Origin of the sequence: Anaerobiospirillum sp. NML120449, assembly GCF_023051105.1 — a bacterium.
Taxonomy (GTDB): Bacteria; Pseudomonadota; Gammaproteobacteria; order Enterobacterales; family Succinivibrionaceae; genus Anaerobiospirillum.
Window position 1 is genome coordinate 55046 of sequence record NZ_JALKIL010000020.1, and the last position, 20144, is coordinate 75189.

Annotated in this window: 8 protein-coding genes; 6 read left to right on the plus strand and 2 right to left on the minus strand. The window is 52.8% G+C overall.

Annotation, left to right across the window (positions count from 1 at the left end):
* The first annotated feature begins 1241 nt into the window (after nt 1-1241).
* The 6 genes from MXE41_RS07195 to MXE41_RS07220 all read left to right on the plus strand — a co-directional run bounded on the left by MXE41_RS07195 (nt 1242) and on the right by MXE41_RS07220 (nt 15191).
* Nucleotides 1242-2741: a RimK/LysX family protein gene (locus tag MXE41_RS07195; RefSeq protein ID WP_247100016.1), complete on the plus strand. Its 1500-nt coding sequence runs from the start codon at nt 1242-1244 to the stop codon at nt 2739-2741.
* A 615-nt stretch (nt 2742-3356) separates the two neighbouring features.
* The gene (locus MXE41_RS07200) at nt 3357-5048 is read left to right on the plus strand and encodes an inactive transglutaminase family protein (RefSeq protein ID WP_247100017.1); all 1692 of its coding nucleotides are present in this window, start codon (nt 3357-3359) and stop codon (nt 5046-5048) included.
* 3 nt (nt 5049-5051) lie between these two features.
* Nucleotides 5052-6032: an alpha-L-glutamate ligase-like protein gene (locus MXE41_RS07205; protein ID WP_246977436.1), complete on the plus strand. Its 981-nt coding sequence runs from the start codon at nt 5052-5054 to the stop codon at nt 6030-6032.
* Between the two features lie 3516 nt (nt 6033-9548).
* Nucleotides 9549-11378, plus strand: a complete 1830-nt coding sequence (locus tag MXE41_RS07210; RefSeq protein WP_246977438.1) for a diguanylate cyclase — start codon at nt 9549-9551, stop codon at nt 11376-11378.
* 314 nt (nt 11379-11692) lie between these two features.
* Nucleotides 11693-13723, plus strand: a complete 2031-nt coding sequence (locus MXE41_RS07215; RefSeq protein ID WP_247100018.1) for a diguanylate cyclase — start codon at nt 11693-11695, stop codon at nt 13721-13723.
* A gap of 553 nt (nt 13724-14276) precedes the next feature.
* Nucleotides 14277-15191, plus strand: coding sequence for a flagellin (locus tag MXE41_RS07220; protein ID WP_247100019.1), 915 nt, complete (start codon nt 14277-14279; stop codon nt 15189-15191).
* Nucleotides 15192-15520: 329 nt separating this feature from the next.
* On the opposite strand, the gene MXE41_RS07225 is transcribed toward MXE41_RS07220, so the two are convergent.
* Both MXE41_RS07225 and rluC read right to left on the minus strand, forming a co-directional pair.
* The gene (locus tag MXE41_RS07225; RefSeq protein ID WP_247100020.1) at nt 15521-16210 is read right to left on the minus strand and encodes an HAD-IA family hydrolase; all 690 of its coding nucleotides are present in this window, start codon (nt 16208-16210) and stop codon (nt 15521-15523) included.
* Nucleotides 16211-17055: 845 nt separating this feature from the next.
* The gene (rluC, locus tag MXE41_RS07230; protein WP_247100021.1) at nt 17056-18033 is read right to left on the minus strand and encodes a 23S rRNA pseudouridine(955/2504/2580) synthase RluC; all 978 of its coding nucleotides are present in this window, start codon (nt 18031-18033) and stop codon (nt 17056-17058) included.
* Nucleotides 18034-20144: the final 2111 nt, after the last annotated feature.

A 20144-nucleotide genomic window follows, 5' to 3' on the forward strand; every position in this document is an offset into this window, starting at 1 on the left:
CGATGTGACTGTTTGCCCTGACCGCTCCGACCTGGATATATCAACTGCCCGCTTTATCTGCGCTCACTGCAATGAGCTTATGCAGATATCCAGCCCTGATTAACACAATGATGTCGCCAAAGACTTACACGTTAACCGACATGAGACCTTTTCGTACTGCCCATAACTTTCAGATTTAAGGAATGCAAGTCAGCACTGCAGACTACAGTGATGCAGGATTGCAAAAGACACTGAAGCCTGCAATTGCACTTATCCATAACATCAGGCCCTGCCACTACAGGCGCTGATGCCCTGATGCAAATGACGCAGATCAGAGCTCAACGTTACTGTGTACACAAGGCAGGATGCGCAAAGTGCAGCGTGACGGACGTCCTTAATCAGGCTTTAAAGGTGCTGCCTGCTGTCCTTACTCACACGTTACACAGCCAGCCTGTGCAGGCTCGACTGGAGATACCTGGTGAAAGTAAAGCCCGCCACAGAGATCTGTCATGTCAGGGACAGCTGAGCTGACATAATTCATGAGGTCTTTGTGTGCTGTACTGATTAACTGCCATCAAAGTGTATCTCATCCATTATTCCTGTGCCCTGCAGCTTATGCCATGTATACCTCCCGCTTATGTCCTGATAACCCTGCAATCTGATTCAGTTTCCGAATAATCCAAGCCGCAAGGCTTTTACTTACAGCTGGCAATACCGACCTCGGTTCACTCCAGTAAGCCGGCGCCCATACAAAGCCCTGCTTTGCACTGCACAGCACAGCTCAAATCTGGCCATCAGGCATCACGTGATGGCCCCTGAGCAGGCTGAGCAGCTGCAGTCTTTGACCAGTCCTGCTGCACCAGCTGCGGCTGCAGCATCCCGGCTGAACTTTGCTGCACCTGATGCAGCCCCAGTTTCAAACAGACAGTGCCTGCCGGCCCCAGTGGCGGAGGCGCTTTATCGTGTCTGGAAACCATTAAATGCCCGGCAGCTGCTATGACAGCAAGGCGGGCAAAAGAATTAACTGCATCAGTCCCTGAGCATGTATGCTGAGGACTTTTGCAGGCAGCACCAGCAGTCCTGGGCTGGCAGATAAGGCTTCTGGCCGCTTCATCCTGCCCGGACATCTCTGACCTTGCAAGGTATTGTCCTGCAAGGTCAACAGAGGCAGTCTCCAGCTGTGCCCGCTCGTCCTGGCTGCACAGGCCGGTGCTGCGGATATTTTTTGTTGTTATTTTTGATTGTTACAGGTTCTTTTGACCATGATCGAATTTAAGGAAAGCAAACTTAAACTCAAGGCGCTTCCAGCAGCCTTCATTACAGCCGTAGCCCTTATGGCTGCCGGCAGTCCTGCCCATGCAGCTCCTGATGACAATCAAGAGCCATCAACCTCGGCTCGTCTTACCGAGATGAAGGGTCAGATCCAGAGCATCAACGAGGAGCTCTCCGGTCAGCGCGCCACCCTTGGTGCTCTCAAGACCGAAATCTATGCCCAGCGTGAAGAAACCGATGATTACCGTCGTTCCCTGCTGAGCGAAATGAAGGCCCTGCGCCGTCAGAACCAGTCTCTGGTTGATTCCATTTATGACAACAGAGTACTGGCCAGCAAGAATGAAATGACTGAGGTAAAGCCTTTGCGCAATTACGACCTGCAGACTCCTGATGGCAAGATGTACTTCGGTGAGGACGAGTACGTCTACGTCAAGGAAGCTGATGCCACTTTCGATGCCCGTATCGATACCGGTGCCGCCGTATCCTCAATCTCCGCTCAGGACATTACCGAGTTTGAGCGTAACGGCAAGCGCTGGTACCGCTTCACCGTTGAAGCCAATGATCACAAGATTCAGGTTGAGGCTCCATATGTACGTACCTCAACTATCCGTCAGGTATCCAAGCACACCACTACCGAGCGTATTGTTGTTGCCCTGAACGTCAAGGTAGGTGACTACTCCACCACCTCAGAGTTCACCCTCTCTGACCGTACCCGTCTGCAGTACCCTCTGCTTATCGGTCGTACCCTCATGCAGGATATCGCTGTAGTTGATGTTGCCCGTGACCACATCCAGGGCCGCAATAAGGATACTTTCCTCATCCTCTCCCGTGAGGATTATGAAAAGGCCATGAAGGCTGGCAAGGATCCAAATGCCGCCTACAAGCAGAAGCAGGAAGCTGCTGCCGCTGTAGGTCAGATTGCCCGCCCATCAGGAGAGTATGGCTCCAATCTCGGTTCCAACTCTGAAAACGCCCTGCCAGCTGTACGCAATAAGAGCGTTTCAGATGACAAGGATAAGGCCGCCTCCGGCCCGGTAAAGGCAACCCCTAAGAGCGCTGCCGGCCAGATCACTGAGCCTGTTAAGGACGAGAAGGCTGACAAGGCTGCCAAGGATGAAAAGGCTGCCAAGCCAGCTAAGGACGAGAAGTCCGCCAAGGATGAAAAGGCTGCCAAGGACGAGAAGTCCACAAAGCCAGCTAAGGACGAAAAGGCTGCCAAGCCTGCCAAGGATGAAAAGGCTGCCAAGGACGAGAAGTCCACAAAGCCAGCTAAGGACGAGAAGGCTGACAAGCCTGCCAAGGACGAGAAGTCCGCCAAGGATGACAAGGCTGCCACTTCCGAAAAGGCTGATAAGAGCAAGGCCGACGATAAGGATGGCAAGGACAGCAAGGACAAGGCCGAAAAGTCTGAAAAGACAGACAAGTCCGAGAAGTCTGCCACGGCTGACAGCAAGGATGATAAGGCAGAGTCCGACAAGGAAGCCAAATAATTTATCTTTCACCACCACAACCTGTGCCATGGCAGCATAAGACGCAGCCCCGGGTGCAGTCTCATAGACTTTGACAGAGCTGCTCTGGCGCCTGTGATTATCTGGTACTGGACGCACCGCTGAGCTCTTTTATCCATGCAGGTTACATGGCCATGGGCACTGTCTCATGGCACCAGTCAGCTGACTTATGGGCCAGCCTGTATGGCCGGCTCCATGGAGTGATCCTGTTGTGGCGGCTGTGCAGCATGCTGCACAGCAGCCACAGGCAGCGTATGGGCCACAGCTCATGTCAGGCAGAGTCTGCCTGCCTTGCTGCGGCCTGGTGTGACGTTTTTGTGGTGGTGGTGGAAAACAGAATTTTTTTCGTGCCTGACCTCAAGGGGCAGGTATCTCAGATGTATGCCGCTGCGGGGCTGCACGGGCCTGTACCTGTGCAGAACTGCGGCAATGTCCGGTTGCGGGCGGCTTTGCCGTCCTGGCTGTGACAGGGGCTGCATCGAGGTGCTGCCATGGCGGGTCAGGCTGACAGGAACCTACCAGGAAATATTTGAGATGGTTTCACGTGGTGTATTTTATGTGGTAACTGCCATCCTGTTTATAACAGGTATTCTTCTGATGGCTTACCAGCATGTTACTTTTGAAGTACCTTTCCTGCCAGGCGAGCAGCGTACGGTATGGCAGGTCGAGGCCAAGGTCGAGTTTGAGCCTACCGGTACCGGTGCCGCTACAGTCGATCTGGTTATCCCTGACGTTCAGCCAGGCTTTTTCCAGTTATCCCAGACGACAGCCTCTCTTGGCTATGGCGCTACCTATATCCAGCGTCAGAACAGCTCCTATGTGGAGTGGACCAAGCGTAACCCTGTAGGTCTGCAGACTCTGTACTATCGTGGTGAGTTCTTAAGCGACGTCAATGCCGCCGACTCCTCCATGATCGTACCGTCAATTCCTGAAGTGGTTATTCCTGAGCCTTATGCCACTGCCGTAGGTGAAATTGCCTCCAAGGCCCGTGAGCGCTCTTCCGATCCTTTCTCCTTTACCGTTCAGGTAATCAACGAAATTGACCGTCAGGAAGAAATTCGCACCCTGCTGCTCCAGCACTTCACCCGTCCAGAGCTCATTATCAACATCCTGCACTATGCCCAGGTTCCAGCCCGTATTGTGCACGTTCTTGATCTGGAAGACGGCCGTCGTAACCGTGGCCTGATTCAGCGCCTTGCCGTATTCCAGGGCACTCACTATGAGATCTTTGACCCTGTATCAGGTGCCAGCGGTATCCGTGAGAACCAGCTTATCTGGAACAACAATGGCGGTTCCCTCATGGATGTTCAGGGTGGTAAGAATGCCCGTCTGTCCTTCTCCATCATCAAAAGCTCAGTACCTGTAGCCAAGGCTGGCCTGCTCAAGGTCATGACCGAAAAGGCTCAGGGCAATGATGTGGTCAATCTCTCCATTGAGTCCCTGCCACTTGAAGAGCAGTCCCTGTTCAAAGGCATTTTAATTCTGCCTATTGGCGTGCTCATCGTAGTATTCCTGCGTACCCTGGTTGGTATCAAGACCTCCGGTACCTTCATGCCTGTGCTGATTGCCATGGCCTTCCTGCAGACCTCTCTGGTCGTAGGTCTGATTGGCTTTGTATCCATCGTCTGTATCGGTCTGGTGGTACGCTCCTGGCTGTCGCACCTCAACCTCCTTCTGGTAGCACGTATCTCGGCCGTTATTATCGTGGTTATCGGCATTATCGGTGCCATTTCCCTCTTTACCTACAAGATCGGCCTTACCGAGGGCATTAAGGTAACCTTCTTCCCTATGATTATTCTTTCCTGGACCATTGAGCGTATGTCCATTCTCTGGGAAGAAGACGGTTATAAGGAAGTATTAAAGCAGGGCGGCGGCTCTCTGTTCGTAGCCGTATGTGCCTTCCTTGCCATGGACAGCCTTATTATTCAGCACCTGACCTTCAACTTCCTTGGTCTGCAGCTCGTTATCCTGGCCATCGTTCTGATGATGGGTAACTACACCGGCTTCCGCTTAAGCGAACTCAAGCGCTTCAAACCACTGGTAGTTCAGATGGACGGCAACCTCAACGGCGACGAAAAGGAGCCTGAGCATATCCGTCTGCGCCGTGAGATCAAGGAATTAAAGTCCAACCCACGCGCCTTTGACAACGAAATTGCCATGAGCACAGCCTCCAGCAGCGACAGCTCTGCTGCACAGGCTGCCGCACCGGCAGCTGCTGATGCTGCAGCTGATGCCGCAGACGCTCAGAGCAAGACCCAGTACAGTTCCGAGGCCAGAGGCAGGGAGTAGACTATGTCCTTTGTTTCTGATTTTTTAAACCGTTACACCAGTCCCATGGCGCTGATGCGCCTGGGCATCATGGGCATGAACCAGCGCAATGTCAATTACATTGGCCGTTATAACAAGCGCCGTCTCTACCCTCTGGTGGACAACAAGCTCAAGACCAAGAGAATTGCTCTTGAGCACAAGGTCAACGTCCCTGATCTGGTAGGCTCAGTTAGCAATCAGGTTGAGGCTCAGAATATTCTTTCCATTCTCGGTGACAAGAAGTCTTTCTGCATCAAGCCTGCACAGGGCTCAGGCGGCAAGGGCATTCTGGTTATCATCAACCGTGAGGGCAAGAGCTTTATCAAGGCCTCAGGCCAGGCCATCAATATCCACGATCTGCGCCGTCATGTGTCCAACATTCTGGCCGGTCTGTTCTCTCTTGGTGGCAAGCCTGACATTGCTCTTATCGAGGATCTCATTCACTTTGATCCTTGCTTTGAGGGCTATTCCTACGAGGGTGTTCCTGATACCCGTGTCATCGTATTCCAGGGCTTCCCTGTAATGTGCATGATGCGTCTGTCCACAGCCGCCTCCGACGGCAAGGCCAACCTCCACCAGGGAGCCGTAGGCGTGGGCATCGACATCAGAACCGGACGCGCTGTACGTGCCGTACAGCACAATGACACCATTGAGTTCCACCCGGACACCAACAAGGACCTCTATCAGCTGCAGGTCCCTCACTGGGATGAGGTGCTGCACCTTGCCGCCTCATGCTATGAGATGTCCGGCCTTGGTTATATTGGTACTGACATTGTGCTCGACAAGTTCCGTGGCCCAATGCTCCTTGAGCTCAATGCCCGTCCGGGCATGGCCATTCAGACTGCCAACAACGCAGGTCTGCTGCCACGTCTGCGACTGATTGAGTCCCTCAACCGTCGCTCCAACATGTCAATAGAAGCCCGTGTTGCTTTCTCCAAGCAGCACTTTGGCGTCTACAACGTCTAAACAGACCAGAAAAGCATGAGCCGGGCCCGCCTGGCTCCCACATGGAGCTGCCCTGGCACCGCCCAGGGCACTCCCAAGGCGAAGGCATACGCCGCCGCCCTTATAATCAGCCCGACCGCATCTGAGCACGCTCAGAGGCGGCCGGGCTTCGTATTTAATAAAACAGAATTTTCTCCACATCCGCCCAGGCATGCACGAACGCCTGCCCCAGCCACGCGGGCACGCATACACGCGGACACGCAGACACGCAGGCACGCAGGCACGCAGGCACGCAGACACGCAGGCACGCAGGCACGCAGACACGCAGGCACGCAGGCACTCCAGTTCGCGCCGCTAACCATTGGCTGACGGCCCAGCCATGACTGGCGCACCGCACTGCACCAGCTGCGTAGCAAAAGCGATAATGATGCTGCAGCGCCATCGCGATGCGGCACCTCCTGCAGCGCCAGCATGAACCACTGCCGCTTCATGCACAGATACACCTGGCCCCATAATTCAGGTGTTGCGAGCATGTCAGCAGCAAAACTGCGGCCGCCACCAGGGCCGGCACATCAGACTTTACACAGCAGGGCCATTACTGCCTCAGGCTTGCCAGTACGCGGGATCATCACAGATAAGAGACAGGCGAGAGCTCTCACAAAAATGAATCAAAATGACTGTAGCTGTGCTGATGCTAATTCAATCAATGACATACTGTTAAGGCATGGAATTCACAGCGCGGCAACAGCCCCCTGATTGCATGTTGAAAGCGCTGTCGGCATGCTCAAAATTAACCTGCTGGATTGCATGAAGCGCCATACAAGGTGCAAAAAGGCCATCAAGGCAAGTAAGACCTGCAAAACCCGCCTTGCATATCCCGACACCGCCCAGCCGGTAATTGCCATGACTGTAGCCATGGCAAAGACGGCGGCAGCGCGTCTGCACAGTACGGTCACATGACAGCTATCCATATGCCACCAGGCCTCATGACCTGCGCTTACAGCTTCAAGACTGGCACTTACGGCTTCATAAGTGTGCTTACAGCTTTAAGACTGGCACTTACGGCCTCAGAAGTGTGCTTACAGCTTTAAGACTGGCACTTACGGCCTCAGAAGTGTGCTTACAGCTTTAAGACTGGCACTTACGGCCTCAGAAGTGTGCTTATGGCTTCAGGGCTGGGCTTGCTCTCCAACTCACAGAGCCCCGGCTGCCATGCTGCAGCTGTGAGCCTGGGCATGCTGATTTATGCTGCACTGGCAGATTTATGATGCGCCAGCAGCCGCAGTATGGCTGGCCGTCTGTACCATGATGCCCGCGCCTGTGCCCGTATATCTGTTTGCAGTGGCAGCTCAGGCATTGAGCGACAGCTCATGCCAGCCCTAAGGTTCCGGGAGTGCGATCCCTAAAAAGGCCCTGCTGGTAAACAAGTATGTCTGCATATTTATGTACATTTGGACATTTTCTTCAGACCATGCTTATCATGCGTAGCAGCCGCTTTTTTAGCCAGCGACAACAGATTTTATAAATATAAATCTATAGTTGCGTAAACTTTTGTCAGTGGCTGATATAGTCAGCTTCCTGGATTTAATAATTGCGGCCCGGGTCAAACTTTCAGTCTTTGGTTTAATAAAAGCCATTCAACGGGGCATATGGCTTTGCAAATATCACTTATAATTAGCAGGCTATAGATGCGTATTTTGCATCTATATTTTGTCCTGGATTAAGTGCTGGCAAGAGCTGGATTACTTATTTTCAGGCCATTCACAAGCCGCCCTTACCGGTGGCAAAAAGTCAGCAGCAGCTGCATATGAATGAATGCTGCCGTACCCGTACAGGCAGATGCAGCAGACGCTCTAAATGACTTGACGCAAGCGCAGCTATACTGTGGCAGTCATTCTTATCAGGGCTGTTTACCGCTCCTGTTAAGGCGCTCTTTCCTGCAAGGCGGTATGAATCTGTAATAAGGGAGAAAGTTGCTGCCAGGCCGTTATAAGCTGATCTGATGAATATGACCTCATGCCATAGAGGCAGGACAAAAAACACAGTGCAACAATGAGTATTAGAGCCAGACATGGCGCAGCACTTAGCTGTAATGACGCAAAATGCGGCCAGCGGCCATGTCCGGAAAGACCATGCCGACAAGACGACAATACGGTGACAAATAATGAATATCACAGGACAGTCCGGCATGGAGCAGCACTTTGAAGTTTAGCTGCAAGGCCGCACAAAACGGCCAACTGTCATGCCCATAAAGGTCATGCCGACAGGAAAACAATACATTACAAAAACAATGAATATCACAAGCCAGGCATGGCACTGCATTTAAGCTCTACGGCTGAAAAATGCAGCCTGCTGCCATGCCCGGAAAGTCCATGCCGACAAGACGACAATACAGTGACCAATAATGACTGTCACAGCCCGGCATGGCGCAGCACTTTAGCTTTCAGGCCGCAAAATGTGGCCGGCTGTACTGCCAGGGATGGCCATACTGCAGTCCCGACGCTAAGGACCTGTTACTGCCAGCAGAGCCAGCATTAGTCTGCAGCTCACAGACAGCCCATGAGGCCATCAGGACTTTTCCTGCAAACCTCTGGTCAGCCAGAGCCGATTGACGTCCAGGCCCTGTTAACAGCGGTCCTTGCAAGGCCACAGGCAAGTGCAGCTCGCCCCCTTTTGCGGGGATTTGAGAGAGCCCCTCCTACGGGAGGTTATCTGAAAACCATAACCAGTGCACCGCCATGCAGGCAAAAGCCCATGGCAGCTACAGTGACCACAGTCATGTACGGTGCATGTAAGCGCTGCAGCCACTGGCTGCAGTATTTTTAACAGCATGCTCAATCCAGCGCTGCCACTGACAAGTGCATGGTCTGGATATCAGCTCTTAACAGTATTAGCCAGTATTGCTCGCCTACGGGACTTACAGCCACATGCGACCAGTATGCAGCGCATGTCCGGTGTCGGGCACTGTCTGCAAGGTGCAGTATGCGGCGCATGTCCGGTGTCAGGCACTGTCTGCCAGGTGCAGGGTGACAGTTTCATGGTGACAGGTGCACGGTGCAAGGTGGCATCAGCAATATGCAATGCCCCTTAAAGCACAGATCCCTGGTACCATACAGTAATGCAAATGCAGCCCGGCAAGATGCACAGCAGCAGCTGCCTGTGAGCCTCCCGGCCACACCGGTGAGTACAGAGTGCAGCCGGCGCGAAGAGCCGTCATGGCAGGGACCAGACTGGGCGCATGCCTGCCACGCATATGCGGGTGCAGCCATATGAGCTGAAAAGCTCATAAAGCATATGGGGCAGGTGAGTAACACTGAAACTTTTGAAACTTTCTGACTGTACCGCCAGACACCATGCCTGGCTGTGCAGCAGCGTTAACATTGATTTGAACTTTGACCGGAGGACATTGCTCCGGCAGAGATGACTTCCTTACTGCAGGTGGTTTTATCCTTTCTGACAGGAAAGACCATTTGGCGAATTTGAAAGCGAGGGAGGCGCCATGCTCTGGTCATATGACCCTGGCAGCGCCGATTTTGTATGAAGACAGAAGTAAAACAGGGCATGAGAGCTCAATACAGCTTTGAGCGCAAAGTCAGCATTCCTGGCTTTGGTCTGTATGTTGTAGACCGCAAGGCTATCTTCATTGATGCCAATGCTGCCTCCATGCTCAGCATCGGCCCTGAGTTTGCCGGTCGCTGGATGTCGCCGCGTGCCCTGCTGCGCCCTTTTGGCCTTAAAGTTATCCATAAAGCCTTTGCCTATGTCCGTACCCTCAAGGACGCCAAGAATGATCCAGAGGCTGCGCTTGAGCTGTGCATGGCACGCCGCCTGCGCCGTGGTGTGCACAACAGCGGTCTTGAGGCCCCGGATGAAGAAGAGCTGCGTATTGAGCGTGAGCTTCAGGAAAAGCATGCCCATCAGCTGGCCAGGATAAAGTCAGCCCCGGCTGAACATGCCCCTAACGGCTGGATTGATACCTTAAGCTCAAATGGCCTGTCCGTTAATTCCCCTGCTCCTAAGACAGCCCCTACCAACTCAGGCACTCTGTCTGGTGCACCAGTAGTAGCATTTGGTACTGATCCCTTCAGCGGTAAGACCAGTACCCCAGCCATGTCCATGCACAGTGCCAATGCTGCCATTGACGCATATGATGTGCAGCGCCGTAATCAGCGATCCACAAAGCGCAGCGGCAAAAGCAGTGGTGATGACTCATTCGTTCCAAGTCTGTCAGGCCGTCACTCCTGTGACAGCGCCTCTTTTGCCATTGTGCTCAGCCATGGAGAGCTGGCCGGAACCAAGCTTTACATCAAGCTCAATGCCCTTTTTGCCAACGGCAGGCTCAGCCATATCAATGTCACAACTACCCGTGTGGCATCGTACCTCTTTGAGCTTATCCCTCATGCCGTAACTGACAGTGCCTCATTTGACTGGTTTGTCCCTACAGGTGAATGCATCTTTGGTTCAAACTACTATGAGCTGCTGGGATATCATCCAAATGATGCCAAGGTTCCTTTTATAAAGCGTCAGTGGCAGCAGAATGTGGTTCATCCTGACGATGTTGAGACCCTGCGCAAGGAAAATATCCTGATCAAGTCTGAGGAAGTGGGCAACAGCTTTGAATTTCTGTACCGCTCACGCTGCCGCGACGGCTCCTACATCTGGACCAAATCCATAGGCATGGCAGTAGCACGTGATAACCGTAAACATGCCTCCCGTATTCTGGGCATCAATATCGACATCAACCGCGTTATTCAGGGCTATGAACAACTGCAGAGCAAGGTGTTTACCGACATTCTCACCGGACTGCGCAACCGTACTTACCTGATTGCCCACATGGAGGAATTTATCCATGAGGCAACCCGCCCTCTGACCATTCTTTTTGCTGACGTCACTGCCCTTAAGGCCTATAACGACTACCTTGGTCATGCTGTAGGCGACCGTCTGCTGTGCTCTGCCACCATCATGCTGCAAAACTGCATGGAACGTGAGCATGAATGCATTCGCATCAGTGGTGATGAGGTAGTGTGTATTCTGCAGGGCTGTGATGAAGAAGAGGCCGCTGTTATTGAAAAGCGTGTTGAAGCTGCAGTAACTGAATATAACGCTCTGGCTCCGGTACGTATGCCGGTATTCTTCAGCGTAGGCACCCGCACCATCGACCTTACAGCCTTTGCCGGTCGTAAGCTTGATGAGGGTGACCGCAATGAAGCCATGGGCATGTTCTATCAGGCCATTCAGGAGGCAGACAGCCTCATGCAGGTCAACAAGAAGCGTAATCACGACGAACACTACAAAATGGTCCGTGCCTATATCGAAAACTCACTCAAGCAGAAGATAGACATGACCGATAAGCGCCTCTTTGCGTAAAATTACCCATGGCAGCGCCCGCCCGCCAGCAAAGCCCCTGCCTGACGGCAGGCTCTGCTGATACACTGCGCCGCCACGGCGCTCAGCCTGCGCTGCTACACCGCGCCGCCACATGCCAGCGCGCTGCGCATGGCAGTGCAAGTCCATGAATGCAGGGCCAGGCCGTGCCTGACGTCTACGGACAGCACCGCAGCCGTCCATGCGCTCTCCCACGATTTGCTATACATATTGAGCCCCTCAGGGGCTCAATTGTTAACTGCCCTGTCATCGCCCAGATTTCAGGGCCGGTTTTTACCTCTGGATAGACTATCCCTATGACCGACAATGTAGATACCTCAGATCACAGCGCTGAACAAAACTCTGCAGCCTCGTCAGGACAGCAGGACAATACTGCAGCTGCAGTGGAGCAGACAAATAGCGAAAGCCGCAGCCTTTCGCGCAAGAATGTCTCCTATGCTGTCGCCCATAACACCTTCCCATATGCCCGACTTCAGGGCCACTGGGTCTATGACGGCAATTCTGACAGCTTCCTTATGGACGAGATCTGCGCTGCCTGTATGGGTAAGACCGAGTATCACAAATGGTATCCAGTACCAGAGGTTATCTGCCACGTTTCGGCATTTGATACCGCACGTTTTGCCATGAACATGCGTCAGAGCGTGCTCGGTGACGTGATTTTTGAAAGAATCACCATGATCTCTGGCCCTTATGAGGGTGAGACCTTTATCATTCAGGGATCTGTGCTTGAGCGTGATGAAACCGGTCAGGCTATATGGGCTACAGGTTACATGTCCCACGAGTCCAGCCCGCACTCTGAATTTATCCCGCGTGAGATGTCAGGTGACGGCATGTACATGTGGGAAGGTCTTGAGGGCAATATCGTATGCTCTGCCTCCATGCACGCCATGCTGGGTCTTACTGAAGAAGAGTTCCCAAAAACTCTGGCTGATCTGGTCGAAACTCTGGTCCATCCGGACGATAACGACTTCTTTCTGGTGCTCCGTCAGATCAAGCTTTCTCCTCAGTATGGTGACTACTTTGAAAGCTGCATGCGTCTGCGCCACAAAAATGGCGAATATATCTGGGCTATCTGCCGTGGCCTGGTGCAGGAGCGTAATGATGATGGTATTGCCATTCGTGGCATTGGCTCGGTAACCAATATCAATCTGGTACAGAGCAGCTTTGATAACATCAAGCTCATGATGTTTACCGACTCACTGACAGGTCTGCACAACCGAAACTTCTTCCAGCAAAATGCCATGCGCTACGAAGAAGAGGAGTATCAGCCTGTATCCATCATCTTCATTGATGTCTCCGGCCTCAAGCTGACCAATGACATTCTTGGTCACAGCCATGGCGACTATCTGCTAATCAAGACCCGTGACATCATCCACGATGCTGTAAAGCGCGTTAACTCAGCTGATTACATACGCTTTAAGAAGGCTCATGAAGCCGTTGCCTCAGTCAACGATCAGCTCTCCTCTAAAGACAGATCAGTACCGGTACCGCCAGACTATGGCGATCGTGACTTCTATGAGCCTCTATGCTCCAGCCCTCTGTGCAGCTATCACCGCAGTCTTCTGGAAAAGGTAAGGCAGGAAGCAGAGCAGCGGGTACGCGAGGAGCTTTCCCGCAGTGGCACCAGCACCTCAGCTCTTGCTCCATCCGTTACCAGCCGTGCAGCTCTGACTCCAGAGGAGGGCACTACTGTAGTATCTGCTGATAAGGCCATCACTGCGGCAGACAATGCTGCAGCAGTAACAGCCGGTGTCACTGTGGACAGCGAGGGCAGTTTTATCGTCAACGATACTGCCACTGCCATCAAAGAAGGCGCCATGCAGATTGCAGCCGGTAAGACCGGCACCACTGAGGAAGAGCGCAGTGGCAATATCAACACCGCCACAGCAAACAGTGCCGAAGAAGAAACCGATATTGAGATCCTGCGTCTTGCCGGTGACGAGTTCCTGGTCATCATTCCAAACTGCCCATCGGGCCGTGCCGAGGATATTGCCCTCGAGATTCTGCGCATTCGTGAGCAGACCAATTTCTACAATGAGACCGCCGTACCTCTTGAGGAAAGACCGGTACCAATCTGCTTTGGTATTGGCTGCGCCACCTGGGGTGAGAACGGCGAAGAGGACAGCCTCAAGCAGGTAATTGACCGTGCTGACGAGCGTATGCAGGTATGCAAGGACGAGCGCCGTGTCCACGACTACGAGGTACTGCGCCGGCACTTTGAGGCCAAGAAAGGCCGTCCAGTCTCCATGCGTGACGATCGCCGCGTCAAAATCATGAAGAGCCACGACGAAGCCCGCCGCGCCCGCGTCAGCAACATAATCTTCTAACCAGACCATACCAAAGCAGCTGCAGCTAACCAGACCAGACCATACCAGACAAGCTGCGGCTACGACGCCCAGGCAGCTTCATGCCGGCCCGCCGCAGGCCAGCCAGGTAGGCGGCAGCCGTCGGGCCTGACTTGCGAAAAAGCCATGCTGAAAATACTCACATGGCTTTTTTCATATGCTCAAGGTTCCGAAATTTTCATTTTTATCAGCTCCGCCCACCAAACTTTCAGCTTCTTCGCCCTGATAAAAGTCATACTGTGATTCATACACAGACAGCGATATATGGGCCAAAATGCATAATATTCTGCATTAAATCCGGCAACATAAAACCGGCATGAACATGCCATCCATTAGCCATAACAAAGACGTTTTGCACATAAGATACATGTATCTAGATACGTGTACTTTGCACAAATATTACGGTATTTATGTGGAAACCGCTTTTACAGGCCTTTGGGCCAATTATCCCTGCCCTGGGACGATATACAGAACAGGCAGATAAACAAAAGCTTTATCTCACAAGTCAACACGTGCGAATTTGAGGTCTATAGCCATGGCAGTTTATGTAAATACAAATGTGAGCTCCTTAAACGGACGCCGCTATATTAACAATGTACAGAATCAGTTAACTACTACCTATCAAAGACTCTCTTCAGGTCTGAGAATCAATTCTGCAAAGGACGATGCAGCCGGCCTTCAGATCTCCAGCCGTTTAACTACCCAGATTAATGGCCTGAACCAGGGCAACCGCAACAGCTCCGACGGTATTGCCTTAGCCCAGACCGTTGAAGGTGCCATGGACGAGATCTCTGGCATGCTCCAGAAGATTCGTACCCTTGCCGTTCAGTCGGCTAACGGCACCAACACTGCCGAAGATCGCACAGCACTGAACAAAGAAGCTAATGCTTTAGCTCAGGAAATTAACCGCATTGCACAGAAGACCACCTTTGCTGGCAAAACCGTGCTTGATGGTGGCAACGACAATGCTATCTACGGTAAGAATGGTGGTAATAACGATGCCAAGGGCAAGTTAACCCTGCAGGTAGGAGCTAACAGCGGCGATACCATTACCTTTGAAGTGAACTCAATGCGCTTCTCCAATATTGCCAAGCTTGGCGGTATTGCTGATGGCGACATTGCAAACTTCTATGATAAGGCCAACTCAGCAGTAAAGATGGCAACTGCTGAAGAAGCAAACAAGCTTTTAGCTGAAATCGACAAGCTTATAGGTGCAGTGGATGGTCAGAGAGCCGACCTGGGCGCTATACAAAACCGTTTAGAGAGCTCTATTCGCAACCAGGCTAACGTCTCTGCTAACCAGGCCGATGCCCGCAGCAGAATTCGTGACGCTGACTTTGCCGAAGAGTCTGCAAATCTGAGCCAGCAGTCCATTATTCAGCAGGCTGCCACCTCCATGCTGATGCAGGCTAATACACGTCCACAGCTGGGTCTGTCCCTGCTCGGATAATCATTATTAAGCTCTCAAAGAGCGCTTAAACTGCAGCTGTATGCAGTTACATACAAAGAGGCCCGCTGCCATATGGCAACGGGCCTCTTTTGTTTTAGATGATATGAACAGGAATTTTTAGCCTGCTCATTATCAACTTACAGACATTACTTTTTATTTTATAAAGTATTTACTTAGATAAAAGAGACTGCCCTGATTTTGACTCCGGACTGAGGGGTTATGGTTCCAAAGCCGGGTTTTGCCATGCTTTACCCGGCATGCCCCGGCATGCCCTGGGCAAGGTGTATTTTCATGCTGACTTGACTGGTTGCTGGTCAGCTGATTCAGGGTCAGATGTATTTGAGGATATCGGTTGCTTTTGGCAGGATAAACTCTGTGTCCAGGTCATCAAAAGCATAGTAGTCGCAGGCTCCAGTCAGGACAGCCAGTTCGTGGGCACCTGCGTTGCGCAGCATCTGGATGTCCAGAACGGCATCTCCCACACCAATAATCCTGTCAACCGGGGTACCTGACCTGGCTGAAATCAGATTAATCATGGCCGGGCTTGGCTTGGACTCACAGTCGTCACCGGTGCAGATTACACTGAAATACTGTTTGAGCTCAGGTACGTCAACAAAGAGTCTGTCTACACCTACTTTTGATTTACCTGAGGCAATAGCCAGCTCATAGCCGTGGTCCTTGAGTGCAGCGAGCATGTCCAGAGTGCCATCAAAGAGTCTGGTTACGTTGATATCCTTGCTTACAGCAAAAGTATCACGGTACAGCTGAGTCACCTCGGCTGCCAGGCGCTCGTCAGTCGGATCTGGCAACAGGCTTTTGATGCCCAGGTACAGGGACATGCCAATAGTGCCTTTGACAGCCTCAGCTGAAGGCACAGGCAGGCCGCAATGGCTGAAAGTGCGGGTAAAGCACAAAATGATCTGATCGATGCTGTCAGTTAAAGTGCCATCTACATCAAAGGCAATCAGCCTGACATTGCTCATCTGCTCTTTCAGGCCATCATCAAATTTCAGTGTCACGGAATTTTTCCTGTAATTGGGTTACATCAGGAAGCCAGATGCCGGTGAAACCGGTATCGCATGTGCTGGTATTGCCCCCTGCTCAGCTCAATGGGCTTGCCATACTTCTGAGCGTTTTTCATACCGTCCTGAGTCTGTAATGACTCAGGCTGTCATAGAGTGGCAAAGCAAGGCAGGCTCTGAGCTATCCATAATGGCTGTACCATCTGGACTTAATGCAGCTGCCATAACCATGCATGTACAGCTGAGCTCTATGATAACAGGCTGACTGAGCTTTGCCCCATATTAAAATACTCTGGCCATACAGTGGACAGCTCACGCACTTGCCATACCTTACTGCATCTGATTGGCAAATGGGCATTCCTGCCTGTGCATGACTGCCTGTGCCTGACTATGCCCTCCTGACTGTACATGACTGCATGTGCCTGACTATGCCCTCCTGACTGTACATGACTGCCTGTGCCTGCTGACTGTACATGACAGCCTGTGACTGGCTGACTGTGCATGACTGCCTGTACATGACAGGCAAGCCTCATTGCCTGACTGTTGATGTAAAACTCAGAAGGCCTGAGCTCATGTGGTAATGGGATGTGGTCATGGCTATAGCCATATACTGACAGAGCCCCTGCTGTTATCAAAATAAGGGCTTGAGATACTTTATCTGTACTCTACTTACAACACGGGCCAGTGCGGATTATCCGAACTGGCCCGAGGTTTAACAGCACCAGGTGCAGTTGCTGAGGGTGCGTCCCTGGACTGTCTGGCTGGCAGCAGTGCTCAGCCGGTTATGTGCTGGAAAAGCGATAGCTGGATGCTGCTCCTGATTTGGAGAGAGGGGTGCGTGGTTAGCTGTCAGTGCGGGAGCGCAGAGTAGCAAGGACAGCCTCAAGCTCAGGAGGCAGCGGGGCCTCGACCTTCTGGACGCGGTCGGTGGCCGGATCGATAAAGCTGACACGGAAGGCATGGAGGAACATGCGATGCATACCCAGGCTCTTCAGCCATGCGTTGAACTGACGGTCACCGTATTTGTCGTCACCGCCTACAGGGTGTTTGACATAGGCTGAGTGGACACGAATCTGGTGAGTACGTCCAGTGTGAGGCATGGCGGCCATGAGAGTGGCGTCTGCGCCAAAGCTCTCAACAATGTCATAGCCTGTTGAGGATGGAGCACCTTCTTTGAAGTTTACCTCGACCATACGCTCACCCGAGCGCAGCTCGTTTCTTACCAGAGGAGCGTTAACGAGGTTGACCTTGCGGTCCCACTTGCCTGGCACCAGGGTAAGGTAGCGCTTTTTCACTACGCGGTTACGGAACTGCTCATGCAGATTACGCAGAGCTGAGCGGCGCCTGGCAATAATCAGAGCGCCTGAGGTTTCACGATCCAGACGGTGGGCAAGCTCCAGGAAGCTTTCCTGAGGATAAAGGGCGCGCATGGCTTCGATAAGACCAAACTCAATACCGGAGCCGCCATGAGCTGCAAGACCGGCTGGCTTGTCCACGACAATCAGCAGCTCATTTTCAAAGAGAATACGGTTTTTGAGGTCCTGGACCAGATGCAGATTGGATGATGGAATGGTTACCGGACCGGTGCTTACTCTTACCGGAGGCACACGAATCTCGTCACCGGCCTTAATCTTGTAGGATGGCGAGACACGGCCCTTGTTAACTCTGACCTCACCACGACGCAAGATACGGTAGATCATGCTGCGTGGTACGCCTTTGAGTACACGGGCCAGGTAGTTATCAAGGCGCTGACCGTCATCATCATCACTGGCGGTGCGGTATGTAACCTTAAACTGTTCCTGATTTTCTGACTGTGCCATTACCGTCCTCATTATCTTATGCCGCGCTCCTAAGAGCTGCACTTACAGCGCTTCCCTGACTGCCTGCAGCTGGTAACTGCATGGCTGTGCCATGCACCCGCTGGCGGTGCACCCGCCTGCGGTGCACCCTTTGGCAGTGCCACCGATGGTAGCGCACCATTTGGCAGTGCATCCTTTGGGCTCATGCTATATGTGCCTGAATACAGCCTCCCGGCTGTGGCTGAAAAACTTTACTGTGCCTGACTGGAACTGATTCTTGCGGCGCTGCAAAGCAGAGCGGCAAGTAGCAGATCTCAGGGGCTGAAAAGTTTCGTAAACTGCATATTTTAGCAAACTAAGCCCACTCACTCCACTGACTTGCCGGTCATTATTGTCAGCTTCAGCCAGCTCAGGTGACCATGTTCGTATCCATCCATGTCATTGCGTCTTATGTATGCCGCGCATAAAGGCTATGTATTGCTTTCGTATGCTCTTTTAAAGCCTGTCTGCCCTCCTGCGTCTACTGTAAGACTTTGTGATGTCTTGCTCATGGCACACGGTTTATTACCTGGCATGGCCTGCAGCTGGTTACCAGCCCTGTTACTGGCTAAGTTTCTGGCCACAGGCATGGACGGGACTGGGCCGTATTGTGAGATTTAGGCATGGAAGGAAGAAAGGCCTCACTGCAGGAGGCCGGATGACTTACAGCCGTCCTGCTGGCGTATTGCCTGCTGGTAGACTGATTGCTGGCGGCTTGCCTGCTGGCAGGGATGCTTACTGCCGGACTGATTGCTGGCGGACAGGCTGGTGGCGGCCTGATTGCCGTCTGCGAGGGTGAGCGGTGAGCTGGCTTTTTGGCCGCACGAGGTGGCGACGGCAGCCATTTGGCTGCCATGGCATGACTGAGGCTGGGGGCTGGTGAAAAGTTCTGTGGCGTCGGTGCGGCCGATGCTGGCTGGGATATGAGGCAAAGCCCCTGGTTTATTGCGGGGCGTCTAATGCGGCATGTCTTGTTGCAGACTGGCCTTTGTTAGATAATAGCAGTCGTTATGGCCGGATTAACCATGGGGCTTTTAATCGTGCCCTCGTCAGTCCAGCCAGTGCGCTCTGTATGGCACTGCCATACGTCGCCAAAGACTGTCAGTCTGTGCATTTTTGATTGACTGGCAGAGAGGCACAGTCCGGACACCTGCTGTCCTGCTTTCTGTGCTGCAGACTCCCCTTTCTGGGAGTGCCGGTATCAGCCTTTACTTTCCTGATGACATCCGGTGCTCTGACTGATTCAGGGCTGCAGACAGACGCTACAGTTAAGGAACACCTCCGGCAACCTGCTCTGCCTGCAACGGGATAAGCCCGGGATATGCAGCCCGGCCGGTTACCACATCCCAAAAGCACGACCATCAGCTTAACTTTACCCTCATCACAGTAGCATGACTGATAAGGCCAGCTCCTTTCAGTCATCGACAATGCCCCCCTCTTACCTTCTGGTCTGAGGTATGCTGCCCTGCTGCACTGGCTGCAAAACCTGTGGCAGTGTCCAGGCGGCACAGGCTGTAAGGCCCAGGCATGCGGCCCCGCCGCAGCAGTGATGCCGGTATTTTTCAGTTCTGCTCTTCTGGTTTTGCTGTTACCTGTAATGGCCCCGCCTCGTTACTCTGACCTTGCCTCACTTTGCTGCAATGTCATGAGCATGCTGAGGTCAGTTGCCCGGTACAGCTGCTTTTGCCCTTTTGTGCCCTGCCGTCCTTGTACTGCCCGCCCTTTATTTCCGGCCCTGGGAACTGCCCGTTATACCTGCGAACAAATCAGCACCGCCATCATTGCCTGCGGCTGCAGCCACTGCTGCCAGACAGTAATCTGCCCTTGCCCGCCTGGCTTTACCGGTAAAGACCATGGATGAGCCTGCCCTCATGACCGCCCAGTGCCGTCAGATGTGCCGCCTCCCTGGTCATTTATCCTCAATGGTAAACCCTGGCCGACTGCAGAAACTGCTTTAACAAGCCGTGCCTGCATATGCCGATATATGGCACTGTATGCCACTTTAAGGCATAAAGTTATGGCCGCGTCTGATAATCTCGCCCCTGTTATACCGCAAAGCATGCCCCCTGCGGGCATCGATGCTGCTGCTCAAT